Origin of the sequence: Streptosporangium sp. NPDC020145, assembly GCF_040631275.1 — a bacterium.
Lineage (GTDB): Bacteria > Actinomycetota > Actinomycetes > Streptosporangiales > Streptosporangiaceae > Streptosporangium.
Genome location: NZ_JBEXZT010000012.1, coordinates 43032 through 59571 on the forward strand (window position 1 = coordinate 43032; position 16540 = coordinate 59571).

Below are 16540 nucleotides of genomic sequence, written 5' to 3' on the forward strand. Positions count from 1 at the left end.
ACCATCATGGAAATATCCACTCGTTCCTCAGCGACAAGGGACGGACTGGGGGTGGGGATCGCGGTCGGGCTGTCCGGCGTCGCGTTCGGCGCCAGCGCGGTCACCGCGGGGCTGAGCGTCGCCCAGGCATGCGTGCTGAGCCTGTTCGCCTTCACCGGAGCCTCACAGTTCGCCCTGGCGGGCGTCATCGCGGGCGGCGGCAACCTCGTCGCGGGCACCGCGGGCGCCCTGCTGCTGGGAGCCCGCAACAGCCTGTACGGCCTGCGCATGGCCGACGTGCTCGGCGCCAGGGGCGGTGCCAGGTTCGTCACCGCCCACGGCGTGATCGACGAGACGACGGCGGTCGCCCTGGCCCAGCCCGACGAGGAGTCGGCCAGGACGGGCTTCCTCGTCACGTTCGCCAGCCTCTACCTGACCTGGAACCTCACCACCCTGCTCGGTGCGGCGGGCACCTCCTGGGTGGCCGATCCCGCGCTGCTCGGCCTCGACGTGGTCGGGCCCGCGACCTTCCTGGCGATCCTGTGGCCCAGGCTCACCGGCGGCGGCCGGGAGACCGGCGCGCTACGACTGGTCGCGGGGACGGGCGCCGCGATCGCGCTGGCCGTGACCCCCTTCGCCCCGCCCGGGGTTCCCGTGCTGATCGCCGCGACCGCCGTACTCGCGGTGACCCTGAGGAGGCCCCGATGAGTGCCGTGTGGTGGGCCGTGATCGCCACCTGCGCGGGGTGCTACGCGCTGAAGCTGGCCGGAATCTCCGCGCCGCGCAGGCTGCTCGACCACCCCAGGGTGCAGCGTTTCGCCGCGCTGGTCCCGGTCGCGCTGCTCGCCGCGCTGATCGCGGTGCAGATGTTCGCCCACGGTCAGTCGCTGTATCTGGACTGGCCGCGCACCGCCGGGCTGGGCGCCGCCGTCGTCGCGCTGCTGCTGCGCGCGCCCTTCCTGGTGGTGCTCGCCAGTGCGGCCGTCGTCACCGCGGCGCTGCGGTGGCTGATCGGCTGAGCGGGAACCGTACCCGGAGCGTGACGGCGACCCCCGGCGCCAACTATTGCGGTGATCTGCGTAGTTCATCCTGAATACCGGGACACATCACGGGTAGACGAGGCCCATGTCCGACTCTGGAGAGGTCATCGGCACGCGTTACCGGCTGATCGAACCCATCGGCCGCGGGGGAATGGGCACGGTCTGGCGGGCGAAGGACGAGGTACTCGGCCGTGACGTCGCGGTCAAGGAGGTCATCCCCTCTCCCGACCTGACCGGCCCGGAGCGTGAGGTCTTCACGATCAGGACGCTCAGGGAGGCGCGGGCCGCGGGCAGGATCGGCCATCCCGGCGTCGCGACGGTCTACGACGTGATCGAGGAGCGCGGACGGCCGTGGATCGTCATGCAGCTCGTCGAGTCCAGGACGCTCGGGGCGGTGGTCCGTGAGGACGGGCCGCTGCCCGCCTGCAGGGCGGCCCGCGTCGGGCTCGACGTGCTCGGGGCGCTGGTGGCCGCCGGTCACGCGGGTGTGCTGCACCGCGACGTCAAACCGGACAACGTACTGCTGGCCAGGGACGGCCGGGCCGTGCTGACCGACTTCGGCATCGCGGTGCTCGAAGGAGACTCCTCCGTCACCAGGACGGGCGCCCTGATCGGCACCCCGGCGTTCATCGCGCCGGAACGGGCGGGCGGAGGACCTGCGGTGTTCGCCTCCGACCTGTGGTCACTCGGGGTGACGCTCTACGTGGCGGTCGAGGGACGCTCCCCCTTCGAACGCGCCCATCCGCTGGCCACCCTCAGCGCGGTCATGCACGAGGAACCCGCCCCGATGCGGCTCTCCGGGCCGCTCGGGCCGGTGATCCACGGACTGCTTCGCAAGGACCCCGCCGAGCGGATGTCCGCCGAGGAGGTGCAGGTCGGCCTGCGCTCCATCGTGAACGGGATCGCCCCGCAGGAGACGATGCCGATCGACCTGCCCGTCCCCGCGCCGCCTTCACCGCCCTCACCGCCTTCACCGCCTTCACCGCCGGAGACCGGACCGGTGGCCGGGCCCGTGGGCGTGGCCGTGACCGGACAGGCGGCCGCGTCCGGCCCTCCTGCCCCCCGGAGACCGCGGAGAGGGGCGGCGGTCGTGGCCGCGGCGGCGCTCGCGGTCACCGCCACCGCGAGCGCGGCGGCCTGGGTCGCCATGAACTCCGTTCCCCCGGCGACCCGGGGACCGGCCACCCCGGCCGGGGTCTCTCCGAGCGGGCGCACCCCCGCGACGAAGCCGGAGCAGGCACGGCTTCCGGCCAGGAAGGACCCCGCCCCCGAGCGGACGCAGGAGAGCGACGACCGCCGTACCGTCCCCGAGGCGCCGCCCGAGAAGCCACAGAACCCACAGAGCCCGGAGAAGCCCGAGAGGACCGAGAAGCCGAAGCCGAGCGAGTCCCCCGATCCCCCGAAGAAAGAAAAGCCCCCAAAGGATGACAAACCAGACAAGAGTGAGGACGAGGGGCAGGAGGCCGGTCCGCCCGAGGAAGGCGGCCAGGACACTCAGGAGCCTGCCCCCGAGGACGACCAGGAGCAGGAGCCGGTGGGCGAGGTGGCCCCGGGCGACGCCCTGAACGCCCTCGCCGTGCTCTCCTGACCCCTACCTGGCTACCGGGACTCTTCGCCGACGACCTTCAACGCGTGCGCGAGATCGTCGGGATAGTCGGTGGTGAAGGTCATCCACTCGCCCGTGACGGGGTGTTCGAATGCCAGGGAGACGGCGTGCAGCCACTGGCGGGAGACACCGAGCCGCGCGGCCAGCGTGGGGTCGGCGCCGTACATCATGTCGCCGACGCACGGATGGCGCAGCGCCGACATGTGGACCCTGATCTGGTGGGTCCGCCCGGTCTCCAGCTTGATGTCGAGCAGCGAGGCGGCCCGGAAGGCCTCGATCGTGTCGTAGTGGGTGACCGAGTCCTTGCCGCCCGCCACGACCGCGAAACGGCCGTCCCCCGCCGGGTGGCGGTCGATCGGCGCGTCGACGGTGCCGCGCAGCGGGTCGGGGTGCCCCTGAACCAGCGTGTGGTAGCGCTTGTCCACGGTGCGCTCCTTGAAGGCCCGCTTCAGCCGTGAGTAGGCGTGCTCGCTCTTGGCCACGACCATCGCGCCGGTGGTGTTGGCGTCCAGGCGGTGCACGATGCCCTGACGTTCGGCGGCGCCGCTGGTCGCGACCCGGTGCCCGGTGCCGAGCAGGCCGCCGATCACGGTCGGCCCGGTCCAGCCCGTGGTCGGGTGGGCGGCCACCCCGATCGGCTTGTTGACCACGACGATGTCGTCGTCCTCGTAGACGATCGTCATTCCGGGGACCGGCTCGGCGACCGGGGTGGGCGCGCTCGGCGGGGGCGGGAGTGTGACGTCCAGCCACGCGCCGGCGTGGACCCGGTCGGACTTGGCCGCGGGCGAGCCGTCGACCAGCACGTCCCCGTCGACGATCAGCTCCGCCGCACGGGTGCGCGACAGCCCGAACAGCCGGGACAGGGCCGCGTCGAGGCGTTCGCCCTCAAGCCCGTCGGGGACGGGAAGACTCCGCTGTTCAGCCATCATTCCTGCTCTCCGCCCTGTCCTGGGAACCTTCCTCGGCCTTGTGGGTCTCCGGCGCCGTCTCCTGCCCGCCGTCGCGCGTGCCGTCGAGCTGGTAGCCGCGCCAGGCGAGGAAGACCGCCAGGATCCCGCCGCAGACGATCGCCGAGTCCGCGACGTTGAACACCGGGAAATGGCTGGGGAAGACCTCGACGAAGTCGACGACGTGCCCCTGCAGCCCGCCGGGAGCACGGAAGAGCCGGTCGGTCAGATTGCCCAGCGCCCCGCCGAGCATCAGGCCGAGTGTGACGGCCCACGGCAGGCTGCGCAGCTTGCGCGCGGTACGCAGGATGGCCACCACGACGCCGGCCGCGATGATCGTGAAGACGATGGTCATGCCGGTGCCGATGCTGAACGCGGCCCCCGCGTTGAAGATCACCCGGAACTGCAGCAGCCCGGGGATCAGCACGAGCGGGTCCTTGCCCTCCAGGGTCCGCAGCACGGCCGTCTTCGTCGCCAGGTCAAGGCCGTAGACGACCACCGCGAGAGCCGCCAGCAGCGCGACACGCCGCCTCCTGGGCGGAGGCGTCCGCGAGCCGGCGGCCTCTCCCGTCAGCGCCGCTCCTCCCGCTGCTTGCAGGCCACGCACAGCGTCGCCCTCGGGAACGCCTGAAGGCGCTCCTTGCCGATCGGCTTGTGGCACGATTCGCACACTCCGTAGGTCCCTGCGTCGATCCGGGCGATCGCCCGTTCGTTCTGCGCGACCAGGTCGCGCGAATTCAGGGTAAGGGCGATCTCACGTTCCCGCTCATACGTCCGGGCGCCCGCGTCCGCCTGATCGTCTCCGGCTCCGTCCGTGACGTCACCCGAGGCGATCTCGCTCTCGGCCTTGAGGATCTCCTCGTTCAGCTCGTCGATCTCCACGCTCAGCCTCGTGCGGACCTCGGCGAGTTCCTCGGCCGTCCAGGTGACGGTGCCGCCGTTCCCCGACGGGGCTACCGCGCTCTCGTCCGCGCGTACGGTCGCGGCCATGGCGGCCTCCTTGCTCGATCGGACCGTATCCGGTGTGGTAAACGGTGCGGGCAGCTTAGGTCCCCCATAACGGAACGGCAAACGACCCGCCGGGATGTTTACCACTCCCGTAACATCCGGTCCCCCTCACCGGATTCCGCCCGCGCCTTGACATCGCAGGAGAAAATCGGGAAGTTTCGCGCGGGGACGTACGTTAGGGTGTGAGCCTGCAAGGCGTTGATGGGGACGAGTACCTCCGAGCCCCTCGCACGAGCGACCCGGGGACGGTGCGAGCCCGGGGCGATGCCCGGAGGGAAGATCACCCCTGAGCCGCCGGAGGAACGGCCGCGCGAACGGCGCCGCCCAGTAGAACCGGCAGCAGACTCAAAGGAAGAGGGCCTTCTCGCGAAGGTCAAGGAGGGTGGTACCGCGGGGCCGTACGGTCTCGTCCCTCCACGCCACTGCCAGCACCAGCGTGGAGGTCCAGCCCGGTCATGTCCGCCTATTTCCGCTCTCTTCCCGCGCAGGTCGATCTGCCCGCGCTCGAACACGAGGTGCTCGGCCGCTGGCGGGACGGCAAGGTCTTCGAGCGCTCGGTCGAGCAGAACGCCGACGGCCCCAACTGGGTCTTCTACGAGGGCCCGCCGACCGCCAACGGCATGCCCGGCGTGCACCACGTCGAGGCCCGCGTCTTCAAGGACCTCTTCCCCCGCTACCGCTCCATGCTCGGCTACAACGTGCCCCGCAAGGCCGGCTGGGACTGTCACGGCCTGCCGGTCGAGGTCGGCATCGAGAAGGAACTCGGCCTGTCCGGCAAGAAGGACATCGAGGCGTACGGCATCGCCGAGTTCAACGCCAAGTGCCGCGAGTCGGTGCTGCGGCACGTGGACGCCTTCGAAGAGCTGACCGAGCGCATGGGCTACTGGATCGACCTCTCCCAGGCCTACCGCACGATGGACCCCTCCTACGTGGAGTCCGTCTGGTGGTCGCTCAAGGTCATCTTCGACAAGGGCCTCCTCAGCCGCGCCTTCCGGATCACGCCGTACTGCCCGCGCTGCGGCACCGGCCTGTCCGACCACGAACTCGGCCAGCCCGGCGGCTACGAGACCGTGACCAGCCCGTCGGTCTACGTCCGCATGCCCGCGACCTCCGGCCCGCTGGCCGAGCTCGGCGCCTCGCTGCTGATCTGGACCACCACCCCGTGGACGCTGGTGTCCAACACCGCCGTGGCCGTGCACCCCGAGGTGACCTACGTCGCGGCGCGCCCCGCGGGCTCCGACGAGGTGCTGGTCGTCGCCGAACCGCTGCTGACCGCGGCTTTGGGCGAGGGCACCGAGGTGCTGGCCTCCTTCCTGGGCGGCGACCTTGAGCACACCACCTACTCACGCCCCTTCGACCTGGTCGACATCCCCGGCGCGCACTACGTGGTGCTCGGCACCTACGTCACCACCGAGGACGGCACGGGCCTGGTCCACCAGGCGCCCGCCTTCGGCGCCGACGACATGACCACCTGCAACCGGTACGGCCTGCCCGTGGTCAACCCGATCGGTCCCGACGGGCGTTTCCTGGACGACGTACCCCAGGTCGGCGGCCAGTTCTTCAAGGACGCCGACGAAGGCCTGACCGCCGACCTGCGGGAACGCGGCCTGCTGTACCGGGGCGATCACTTCGAGCACAGCTACCCACACTGCTGGCGCTGCCACACCGCGCTGCTGTACTACGCGCTGCCCGCGTGGTACATCCGCACCACCGCGGTCAAGGACCAGATGCTCGCCGAGAACGAGAAGACCAACTGGTACCCCGAGACGATCAAGTGGGGCCGCTTCGGCGAGTGGCTGCGCAACAACGTGGACTGGGCGCTGTCCCGGTCACGTTACTGGGGCACGCCGCTGCCGCTGTGGGTCTGCTCGGCCGACGACTCCCACATCACCTGCGTCGGCTCGATGGAGGAGCTCGGCAGACTGGCGGGCCAGGACGTCTCCGCCCTCGACCCGCACCGCCCCTACGTGGACGACGTGACGCTGCCCTGCCCCACCTGCGGGGCCGAGGCACGCCGGGTACCGGACGTGATCGACGCCTGGTACGACTCGGGCTCCATGCCCTTCGCCCAGTGGGGCGCGCCGTACCGCAACGAGGAGATGCTCACCCAGGCCTACCCCGCGCAGTTCATCTGCGAGGCGACCGACCAGACGCGTGGCTGGTTCTACTCGCTCATGGCGGTCGGCACGCTGGTCTTCGGCAGGTCGTCCTACGAGAACGTGCTCTGCCTGGGCCTCATCCTCGCCGAGGACGGGCGCAAGATGAGCAAGCACCTGGGCAACGTGCTGCAGCCCATCCCGCTGATGGACAAGCACGGCGCCGACGCGCTGCGCTGGTACATGGCCTGCTCCGGCTCCCCCTGGGCCGCCCGGAGGGTCGGGCACGGCGCCCTTGAGGAGATCGTCCGCAAGGTCCTGCTGACCTACTGGAACACCGCCTCCTTCTTCACCCTCTACGCCAACGCCGAGTCCTGGTCGCCGTCCCAGCTCCCCGAGGCCCTGCCGTACGGCGAGCGCCCGCTGATCGACCGCTGGGCGCTGGCCGAGTTGCACCGCACGGTGGCCGAGGTCACCGCGTCGATGGAGGAGTTCGACACCGCCAGGGTCGGGCGGCGGCTGGCCGACTTCCTCGACGACCTGTCCAACTGGTACGTACGCCGCTCGCGCCGCCGTTTCTGGTCCGGCGACACCTCGGCGTTCGCCACGCTGTACGAGTGCCTGGAGACCGTCACCCGCCTGATGGCACCGGTGACGCCGTTCGTCACCGACTACGTCTGGGACGTGCTCCGCGACACCGGGGCCCCCTCCTCCGTCCACCTGGCCACCTGGCCCACGGTGAAGGAGGAGCTGCTCGACGGGGAGCTGTCGGAGCAGATGGCTCTGGTGCGCCGCCTGGTCGAGCTGGGCCGTTCGGCCCGTGCCTCCAGCGGGGTGAAGACCCGCCAGCCCCTCGGCCGCGCGCTGGTCGGGGCCCGTGGCTGGGGCGCGCTCTCCCAGGAGCTGCGCGACCTGATCGCCGACGAGCTGAACGTGCAGCGGCTTGAGGACCTCGGCGCCGTCGGAGCCGATCTGGTCTCCTTCACCGTCAAGCCCAACTTCCGGGCCCTGGGCAAGCGGTTCGGCTCGCAGACCAAGCTGGTCGCCTCGGCCGTCGGCGCGGCCGACGCGGCCGGGCTGGCCCGCGCGCTGCGCTCCGGATCGGCCGTCACGGTCGAGGCCGGTGAGCTGGGCACGGTCGAGCTGACGACCGAGGACGTGATCGTCACCGAGCAGCCGAAGGCCGGCTGGGCGGTGGAGACCGGGGCGATCGGCACCGGCACCGGCGAGACCGTCGCGCTCGACCTGGCCATCACCGACGAACTGCGCCGGGCGGGCCTGACCCGCGACGCCATCCGTCTGTTCCAGGACGCCCGCAAGTCCACCGGTCTGGCCATCACCGACCGGATCGAGGTGTGGTGGTCGGCCGCCGACGCCGAACTGGCCGAGGCCTTGCGGGCCCAGGGCGCGACGGTCGCCGGTGAGATCCTCGCCGACTCCCTCACCGAGGGCACCGAGGGCACAGCCGAGGACCTCCCCGTCCACCACGACGCCGACCTGGGGTTGACCTTCAAGCTCCGCCGTAGCGTCTGATCCGGCTCGGGAAACCAAGGGGGCGGGTGGCGTCATACGCCACCCGCCCCCTTGTCCGTCTCACGGGAGACCATGCCTTCCGGGGCTTCCGGGGCCTTCCGGGGACCCTCAGGTTCTTCAGGTGATCGGCCGGCAGACGGAGCAGCTGCGCATGCCCGCCGCCTCGGCGTCGGCAAGGGAGATAGTCTCAAGGCCGCTGCCCTCGACGCCCTTTATGGCGTCCAGGCCCCTGATCAGGGGGCAGGTGGGGCTGTGGAAGCGGCGGGTGCCGACGATGATCTTGACCATCTCGGGCTCGCCCGCGTCCGGCTTCTTCTCCGGCGCGGCACCGCCTTCTCCGGTCTCCTTCGCGTCCGGCGCCTGGGCCTCCGGCTTCGCGGGACTCTCGGGTACGGCGACCTGCTCGGGGGCCGCCGAGGTGGAGCCGACCGGCACCGGCCGCCCGGCGCGCCCGGGTCCGGTCTCGGCCGGCTCCACCGGCTTGGTTCCCTCCGCGGGGGCCTGTCCGGCGTCGGCGGGCTTCGTGACGGCCGGTTCCGTGGAGGCGGGCTTCACAGGAGCGGACTCGGTCTGGGAGGGCTCGGCCGCCTTGGCCGGGGACGTCGTCTTCCGGGCGGGCTCCGCGGGCTCCTTCTGAGCCTCGGCCGCTTCCCGGTCGCCTGCCTCGGCGGGGACGCCCTTCTTCTCCTGGCCGGTCGCGGGCTCCTTGGACTCAGCCGAGGCGTCGTCGGGCACCAGGTGCCGGACGATGTCACGGCTGAACCAACTGGTGGCGTTGGGGTCCTCCGCCTCCCCTGAGTCCTCTGTCTTCTCGGGACCGGGGGCGGGGGCCTGCGAAGGCTGGGGGTGGGCGGGTGCTTCCGCGGTGCGAGGCGGTACCACCCGTTCCTCGGTCTGTGGCCGGTCCGGCTGTCCTGCCGAGGGCGGCTGCGCGGGGCCCGGCTCCGGCTCCGTCCTGCGGGTCTGCTCGGCTGGAGCCGAGGGACTCTGGACGTAGGGGCGGGTCACCGGGGTGTCGCGGACGTCCGGCGGGACCGCGGCGTGGGAGGCGAGTCCGGCCGGGTCACGGACGCCCGCCTCTGCGGCGTCCGCCCGGTCGGAGGAGCCCGGCCCCCGGGGGGAAGGGGACACGGGTTCCCGAATCTCCGGCGGGGCTCCCTGCTGGAGTCCTCCGGTGAACTCGGGCAGGCACGTGGTGCAGGGCGTGAAGCCCTCCTCCCGCGCCTCCTCGTGAGTGAGTTCCTCATGATCCCGTCCGGCCAGCTGGCGGCACCCGGCGACGTGGTACCGCTTACGGCCCGGGATCACCAGGACGATCGCGTCGTCACCGAGGTGACCCCGCCTCGCGGCCGCCGTACGGCCCGGCCCCTGCTGGGGGGCGACGGGAACCGTCTGCCTGACACCGTGCGGCACCGTAGGCGGCGGTGTCCGCATGACGGGCTGGTTCGGCACGGGCGGCCCCGGAGGGACCGATCCCCTCGGCGGGGGCGGCGGAGCTGCCCCGCCGCGTCCGCCAGCGGGGAACAACTCGTGGCGGCGTAGCAACGCACCGATCACCAGGAAGACCGCGGACAGCACACTGACCGCGATCGACCACATGACCAGGAACGGCTGGGACATCACGAACCCCGCGATGAGCAGGACTATGGCCGTGAGCACCAGCCCAGCGCTGATAAGGATCACAGAGGAACTCCTGGATACGGGTCAGACGGATGACCCGAAACCCTAGCGGCGGCGGTCGTCAGCGGCGGTCGTTGTGCGGGCCGTCGACTCCCTGGAAGGCGCCCGAGTGCTGCGCGGGCTCTCCGCCGAACGGGCTGGCGGCGGCCGGAATGGACGGCTGGACACCGGGGGCGCCGGCGTGGGACATCGCGGGCGGGCCGCCCACGATCGGGAACCCACCACTGCCCTCAGCGGCGACGGTCAGCTCGGCGAGCTGGTTCTCCAGGTACAGCTTCAGACGGCTGCGGTACTCCCGCTCGAAGCTGCGCAGCTCCTCGACCTTGCGCTCAAGCTCGTCACGGGTCTGCACCAGCGACCCCATGGCCTGCCTGTGGCGCTCCTGGGCGTCACGCTCAAGCGTCTCGGCGCGGGCGCGGGCGTCGCCGATGACCTGCTCGGCCTGGCGGCGCGCCTTCCCGAGGATGTCGTCGGCCTCGCGGCGGGCCCTGGTCACCGTCTCGTCCGCCTCCCGGCGGGCGTCGGCGATCGCCTGGTCGGCGGTCTGCTGGGCGAGGGCGAGGACGCGCGCGGCGGTGTCCATGTTGTCCTCGGCGGGGGGCATGCCCATCGCGACGGGGACGGGCTGCTGGTGCGGCGCCGGCTCGGGGGGCCTGATCGGCTCGGGCTGCTGCATCATCATCTCGGGCTTGGGCTCGGCCACCGGGGCGGGCGCCATGGCCATGCCCATCCCGCCGGGCACCTTGCCCCTGAGGCACTCCGCCAGTTTGGCGCGGAGCTCCTCGTTCTCCTGGATGAGGCGGTCGAGCTCGGACTCGACCTCGTCGAGGAAGGCGTCAACCTCCTCCTCGTCGTAGCCCGGCCTCAGCCGGGTGGTACTGAATTGCTTGTTCCGCACATCAGCGGGCGTCAGCGGCATTTCGGTCTCCTTGGCGCGCTTGGAGTCTGTCCGGAGGACGGTACCCGATCAACGAAGCGCGGACACGAGTTGGATCAAGCCCAAGACCCCAATGAACAGCATGGTGAAGCTTAGGTCAAAGGCCACCGTACCCAACCGGAGTGGTGGAATGAAACGTCGGAGGAACTTGAGGGGTGGGTCAGTCAGTGTGTACACGACTTCCGCCAGGACCAGGACGACCCCGGTGGGACGCCACTGGCGGGCGAACGACTGCACCATCTCAAGCACGATCCTGCCGATCAGCAGAACCAGGTAGAGGGACAGGACGGCGACCACGATCTCGCTAATGATCCCCACGGCCCGTACCCACCTCCATTCCGCTGCTCCGCCGCCCCCGGTCTCGTACGGACCCGTCCGGCCGGTAACTGTTCATGGTGGAACTCTAGCTCTGGTTGAAGAACCCGCGTTCCGCTATTCGAGCCTTGTCCTCAGCGGTCACCTCGACATTGGCAGGGGACAGCAGGAACACCTTGTTGGTAACACGTTCAATGCTGCCGTGTAGGCCAAAGACAAGACCTGCCGCGAAATCCACAAGGCGCTTCGCGTCACTGTCAACCATCTCGGTCAAATTCATGATGACCGGAGTACCGTCGCGGAAATGCTCACCGATCGTACGGGCCTCGTTGTAGGTCCTGGGATGAAGCGTGGTGATGCGTGCCAGATCGGTCGTACGGCGCTCCAGAACGGCCGTCGAGGGCCTCGGGGCGGGAACCCCCGGGTCGGTCTCGTCCTCACGGTCGTGGACCGTGCCAGGCCTCTCCTCGCCGGGCCTGCGCGAGTCTTCGAAATCCTCGTACTCGTCGTCGGGATAGCTGTCGTACCTCTCATAACGGTCGTCCTCGACAAGACCGAGGTAGACCGCCATCTTGCGCATCGCGCCGGCCATCGCTACTTCTTCCTCCGCCTTACCTCGACCTGTCTGGGGCGGTAGCCGCACCCCCTTGGAGCTCACCACCGAACGACCTCTGTGTGGGCATGTGGACGCCAAGGTCCACTTGGAGGGACATTACCTGACGAAGGGCTTTCTACGACCGAGCAACGCCGTACCGACACGCAGGTGTGTCGCGCCGTTCGCGACGGCCTCCGCCAGATCACCGCTCATCCCCGCGGAGATGACGACCGCCTCCGGGTGGTCCGCCCGTACGGCCTCCGCGATCTCCCGAAGCCTCGCGAACGCCCTGCCGGGCTCCTGCCCCAGCGGTGCCACGGCCATCACCCCGCCGAGGCGTATCCCCCCGGCCTCTGCGACGGCGTCCGCCAGGGTCGTGACCTGGGCGGGAACGACCCCGCCTCGCCCCGGGTCGTCGTCCAGGGCCACCTGCACCAGACATGTGATCTCCCTGCCCGCCCGGACCGCCTCGTGGCTGAGCGCGGTCACCAGGCGTGGGCGGTCGACCGAGTGGACGACGTCCGCGTAGCCGACCACGGAACGGACCTTGTTGGTCTGCAACTGACCGATGAAGTGCCAGGTCAGCCCAAGGTCCGCACACTCGCGGGCCTTGGCGGAGGCCTCCTGGTCACGGTTCTCCCCCACGTTCCGCACCCCGAGCGACGCCAGCAGGCGCACGTCGGAGGCGGGGTAGGTCTTGCTCACCGCGACGAGCGTCAACTCCTCGCGGGTACGGCCCGCGGCCTTGCAGGCCTCGGTGATGGTCGCCTCGACCACGGCCATCCCGGCCGCGATCTCGTCACGTCGTGTTGTCTCCGTCACATCTCCGCCGCTCGAACGCTGGGAAACCGGCGGAGCCCATTCTTCCCGCCACGGCCAGGTGGCCCGTCGCCCGCCTGGCCGTGAGCAATGTCACTTCAGGAAGTCGGGGACGTCGAGCTCCTCCTCCTGCTCCTCGAAGACCACCTGACGCCGCCTGGCGGGGTCGGGGACCCTGGCGGAGATCGGGGTCGGCTGAGGCGGCTCGGGCGCCGGACGCGGGATCGACACCGGCGGGGTGAGAGACTCCTCCGCCCTGGGCGGCTCGGCCTGCTCAGCCGCGGGCGGCGTGTGGGGAACGTGCTGGACCGGCTGGGGCGTGTGGTGCGGCGGGGTCTCCACGACGGGCGGCGGAGGCGGCGGAGGCGTGCTGACCACCGGCCTGACCTGGGCGGCGGGCTGCTCGGCCCTCGGCTCCACCCTGGGCTCGGCCTTCACCGTCGGCGCGGGCGGGCGCATCTGCACGCCCACGGAGGGAGGCGGGGAGGCCTGGGCCGGGCGTGCCTGGGGCTGCTGACGCGGCGGTGGCTGCGCCGCGGCCTCCTTCTTGTCCTCCGCCACGGGCTCGTCGAACCCGGCCGCGATCACCGTGACACGTACCTCGTCACCCAGGGCGTCGTCGATGACCGTGCCGAAGATGATGTTGGCGTCGGGCGCCGCCGCGTTCGAGACGAGCTGGGCCGCCTCGTTGATCTCGAAGAGACCGAGGTCGGAGCCGCCCGCGATCGACAGCAGCACACCGTGCGCGCCGTCGATGCTGGCCTCAAGCAGCGGGCTGGAGACGGCCATCTCCGCCGCCGCGACCGACCGGTCGTCGCCACGCGCGTGCCCGATGCCCATCAGGGCCGAGCCCGCCCCGGACATGACCGACTTCACGTCGGCGAAGTCCAGGTTGATCAGACCGGGGGTGGTGATCAGGTCGGTGATGCCCTGGACACCCGAGAGCAGCACCTGGTCGGCCGCCTTGAAGGCGTCGAGCACGCTCACCTGCCGGTCGGAGATCGACAGCAACCGGTCGTTGGGGATCACGATGAGGGTGTCGACCTCCTCGCGGAGCGTCTCGATGCCCGCCTCGGCCTGCATCGCCCGGCGCCTGCCCTCGAAGCTGAAGGGCCGGGTCACCACACCGATGGTCAGCGCGCCGAGGGAGCGCGCGATGTTGGCCACGACCGGAGCGCCGCCCGTGCCCGTGCCACCGCCCTCTCCGGCGGTGACGAACACCATGTCGGCGCCCTTGATGACCTCTTCGATCTCCTCACGGTGGTCCTCGGCCGCCTTGCGCCCGACTTCGGGGTTGGCCCCCGCGCCGAGGCCGCGGGTGAGTTCGCGTCCGACGTCGAGCTTGACGTCGGCGTCACTCATCAGCAGCGCCTGGGCGTCGGTATTGATGGCGATGAACTCGACGCCCTTGAGTCCCTCCTCGATCATCCGGTTGACGGCGTTGACTCCGCCTCCGCCGATTCCTACAACCTTGATGACCGCGAGGTAGTTCTGCGGTGCTGCCACGACGAGGGGCCTTTCCGCTCGTTGACTTGCCATTTCATGCGGCACGGGGCCCGTGCCGTCGTTTCCAAAACCCTCACCCTCAAGTTGAGATTTAGATTTATGTCAACCTGAGGAGTGATACGGACAGTAGGAGTTGCCTCCAGGTGGGTCAACTAACCGCGCCGCAAGGCGTGTCCGGCGTGTCGCGGGCCGTCCTTTTCCCGGAAGGCCCGTCCTGCCGTGGATCACTTCACCGTCACGACGTCCGGAGAGCTCACGTCGTAGCTGTCTGCAGGACGTTTCAGCAGCGTGAGGAGGATGTCCGCCTTGTCGGCCGGACGGTCGGGACCTCCCCACACGACCTCCCTGCCGTCCTTGAGGCGCAGCGAGACCGTCTCCGACGAGGGCGCGAGAACCTCCGCCACCCTCGGGGCCAGACTCGGCGGCAGCGCGCCTATGACGCTCAGCGCGGCCAACGTGGCCGGGTCGCCCGTCTGCGGACGGTCGACCCGCAGCAGCGGAAGCATCGGCGGCCTGGTGGCCGCGACCTCGGTGACCACGCCGTGCCGGTCCACGACCGCGAACTTCCCGCCGACCGGGATCGCCGCCACCGGCTCGCGCTCGACCACCTTCACCCTCAGGGTGCCCGGCCAGTCCCGGCTGACCGAGGCCGACTCGATCTGCCTGATCCGCCTGAGCCTGCCCGTGACCTCGGCCACGTCGACGGTGGCCAGCGGCGCGCCGTCGGCCACCCCCGTCGCCTGCCGGATCTGCTCGGCGGGGACGGTCAGGTTGCCGACCACCTGGATGTCCCGCACCCCCAGGACAGGGGAGAGGAACACCAGCCAGGCGGCGCTGCCGACCACCCCCGCGGTGAGCAGCGCCAGGAAGGCGGGCCGCCACACGCCGTTCACCGCCTCACCCCGTCCCGCCCCCCGGCCCGGGTCACCGTACGGCCAGCTCCGCCACGATCAGGGGGCCGAGTTCGGTCACGTCACCGGCGCCCATGGTGAGCACGATGTCGCCCGGCCTGGCACGTCCGGCGACCAGGGCGGGGACGCTCTCCCGCTGCGGCGCGTAGACCACCTGTTCCCCGGGGAGCGGCACCCTTTCCGCGACCATGGCGCCGGAGACACCCGGTTCCGGATCCTCGCGGGCGCCGTAGACGTCCAGGACGACCGCCTCGTCGGCCAGGCCGAGGGCGACGCCGAACTCGTCGGCGAAGAACCTGGTGCGCGAGTAGAGGTGGGGCTGGAAGACCGCGATCACCCGCCCCGAACCGGAGAAGGACGCCACGACGTCACGCGCCGCCCGCAGGTCGGCCGCCAGCTCGGTCGGGTGGTGGGCGTAGCTGTCGAAGACTGCCACTCCCCCCGCCTCGCCCTTGGCCTCGAAACGGCGCTTGGCCCCGGTGAAGGCGGCCAGCCCGTCCCGGATCTCGTCGAAGGACACCCCGAGCTCCGCCGCGACCGCGACGGCCGCCGCGGCGTTGAGCGCGTTGTGACGGCCCGGGACCGAGAGCCTGACCTCCCCGTGGCCGACGATCGTGAAGCACACGCCCAGACCGTCGGGGACGACATCGGTGATCCTGAGGTCCGCCTCCTCCGCCACGCCGTACGTGGTCACCTTCAGGCCGCGCGCGCGGGCGATGGGGATGAGGGCCGCCGAGCCGGGGTCGTCGGCACAGACGATCATCGATCGTCCTACCCGCTCGGTGAACCTGGCGAAGCTGTCGTACACCGCCCTGGGGTCGCCGTAGTTGTCCAGGTGATCCGGCTCGACGTTGGTCACCACCGCGATGTCGGGGGCCAGCATGAGGAAGGAGCCGTCGCTCTCGTCGGCCTCGGCGACGAACACCCCGCCCGCGCCCTCGTCCGCGCCGAGACCGGTGGTCACCAGCTGGCCGCCGACGCAGTAGGACGGGTCGGTGCCGCACTTCTGCAGCGCGACCGTGAGCATCGAGGTCGTGGTGGTCTTGCCGTGGGTCCCCGCGACGGCGATCCCGGTACGGCCCGCCATGACGGAGGCCAGCGCGGCGGCCCTGGGGATCACCCGCAACCCCTGCCGCAGCGCCTCGCCGAGTTCGGGGTTGGAGTCGCGGATCGCGGTCGAGACCACGACGGTGTCGACGTTCTTGATGTGCGAGGCGGCGTGACCGATGTGGATCCTGCCGCCCAGCTCGCGCAGCTCGGTCACCAGCTCCGAGCCGCGCGAGTCGCTGCCCGAGACGGGCACGCCGCGCTTGAGCAGGATGCGGGCGATGCCGGACATCCCCGCGCCGCCGATCCCGATGAAGTGCACCCGGCCGAGATCCTCGGCCGCGACCGGGTCGACCAGTTTGACCAGGCTCATCGCTCGTCCGCCCCTCCTCGTCCGCCGCGCGGGCGTTCCCGCCCTTCGAGGACCCGCCTTCCCGCCATGAACCGCTCCCCCCGCTCGCTCACTCCGCGGCCGGCCTCGTCCCTCAGCCGACCACTCCACTCACTCCGCCGGGCTCGCT

At 70.9% G+C, this 16540-nt stretch carries 15 protein-coding genes; 4 read left to right on the forward strand and 11 right to left on the reverse strand.

Translation table 11 applies throughout. The annotated features are described in order from the left end of the window. Positions 1 to 6 precede the first annotated feature (6 nt). The 3 genes from ABZ463_RS22285 to ABZ463_RS22295 all read left to right on the forward strand — a co-directional run bounded on the left by ABZ463_RS22285 (position 7) and on the right by ABZ463_RS22295 (position 2607). Complete coding sequence (locus tag ABZ463_RS22285) at positions 7 to 687, forward strand: AzlC family ABC transporter permease (RefSeq protein ID WP_352009015.1); 681 nt, start codon at positions 7 to 9, stop codon at positions 685 to 687. After that, positions 684 to 998, forward strand: coding sequence for an AzlD domain-containing protein (locus tag ABZ463_RS22290; RefSeq protein ID WP_362778541.1), 315 nt, complete (start codon positions 684 to 686; stop codon positions 996 to 998). The genes ABZ463_RS22285 and ABZ463_RS22290 overlap by 4 nt, the downstream gene beginning before the upstream one ends. A 106-nt stretch (positions 999 to 1104) precedes the next feature. After that, entirely contained in the window at positions 1105 to 2607 is a 1503-nt protein-coding gene (locus tag ABZ463_RS22295) for a protein kinase (protein WP_362778544.1), read from the forward strand. Positions 2608 to 2618: 11 nt separating this feature from the next. On the opposite strand, the gene ABZ463_RS22300 is transcribed toward ABZ463_RS22295, so the two are convergent. From ABZ463_RS22300 to ABZ463_RS22310, 3 genes are read right to left on the reverse strand one after another with little or no spacing between them, the layout of a single operon-like run. Continuing rightward, on the reverse strand, positions 2619 to 3551 hold the full coding sequence (locus ABZ463_RS22300; RefSeq protein WP_352009460.1) for an RluA family pseudouridine synthase: 933 nt from the start codon (positions 3549 to 3551) through the stop codon (positions 2619 to 2621). Next, positions 3544 to 4179, reverse strand: coding sequence for a signal peptidase II (gene lspA / locus ABZ463_RS22305; protein WP_362778548.1), 636 nt, complete (start codon positions 4177 to 4179; stop codon positions 3544 to 3546). The genes ABZ463_RS22300 and lspA overlap by 8 nt, the downstream gene beginning before the upstream one ends. Next, the gene (locus tag ABZ463_RS22310; RefSeq protein ID WP_352009011.1) at positions 4143 to 4562 is read right to left on the reverse strand and encodes a TraR/DksA C4-type zinc finger protein; all 420 of its coding nucleotides are present in this window, start codon (positions 4560 to 4562) and stop codon (positions 4143 to 4145) included. Before ABZ463_RS22310 ends, lspA begins: the two co-directional genes overlap by 37 nt. Before the next feature lie 473 nt (positions 4563 to 5035). Here ABZ463_RS22310 and ileS point away from each other — a divergent pair, with 473 nt between their 5' ends. Next, positions 5036 to 8209: an isoleucine--tRNA ligase gene (gene ileS, locus ABZ463_RS22315; protein ID WP_362778551.1), complete on the forward strand. Its 3174-nt coding sequence runs from the start codon at positions 5036 to 5038 to the stop codon at positions 8207 to 8209. 117 nt (positions 8210 to 8326) lie between these two features. Here the strand turns inward: ileS and ABZ463_RS22320 are convergent, their stop codons facing one another. The 8 genes from ABZ463_RS22320 to murC form a co-directional block, all read right to left on the reverse strand. Continuing rightward, positions 8327 to 9892, reverse strand: coding sequence for a hypothetical protein (locus ABZ463_RS22320; RefSeq protein ID WP_362778553.1), 1566 nt, complete (start codon positions 9890 to 9892; stop codon positions 8327 to 8329). A gap of 58 nt (positions 9893 to 9950) precedes the next feature. Then, positions 9951 to 10808 carry a DivIVA domain-containing protein gene (locus ABZ463_RS22325; protein WP_352009008.1) on the reverse strand — a complete coding sequence of 286 codons (858 nt, stop codon included), beginning with the start codon at positions 10806 to 10808 and terminating at the stop codon, positions 9951 to 9953. 48 nt (positions 10809 to 10856) lie between these two features. Further along, on the reverse strand, positions 10857 to 11144 hold the full coding sequence (locus ABZ463_RS22330; RefSeq protein WP_352009007.1) for a YggT family protein: 288 nt from the start codon (positions 11142 to 11144) through the stop codon (positions 10857 to 10859). Positions 11145 to 11229: 85 nt separating this feature from the next. Next, positions 11230 to 11733, reverse strand: coding sequence for a cell division protein SepF (locus ABZ463_RS22335; protein ID WP_352009006.1), 504 nt, complete (start codon positions 11731 to 11733; stop codon positions 11230 to 11232). A gap of 120 nt (positions 11734 to 11853) precedes the next feature. Next, complete coding sequence (locus tag ABZ463_RS22340) at positions 11854 to 12519, reverse strand: YggS family pyridoxal phosphate-dependent enzyme (RefSeq protein ID WP_352009459.1); 666 nt, start codon at positions 12517 to 12519, stop codon at positions 11854 to 11856. Positions 12520 to 12648: 129 nt separating this feature from the next. After that, complete coding sequence (gene ftsZ, locus ABZ463_RS22345) at positions 12649 to 14061, reverse strand: cell division protein FtsZ (protein WP_362778557.1); 1413 nt, start codon at positions 14059 to 14061, stop codon at positions 12649 to 12651. Between the two features lie 224 nt (positions 14062 to 14285). After that, the gene (locus ABZ463_RS22350; protein ID WP_362778560.1) at positions 14286 to 14954 is read right to left on the reverse strand and encodes an FtsQ-type POTRA domain-containing protein; all 669 of its coding nucleotides are present in this window, start codon (positions 14952 to 14954) and stop codon (positions 14286 to 14288) included. Positions 14955 to 14985: 31 nt separating this feature from the next. Further along, on the reverse strand, positions 14986 to 16392 hold the full coding sequence (murC, locus tag ABZ463_RS22355) for a UDP-N-acetylmuramate--L-alanine ligase (protein WP_352009003.1): 1407 nt from the start codon (positions 16390 to 16392) through the stop codon (positions 14986 to 14988). Positions 16393 to 16540 lie beyond the last annotated feature (148 nt).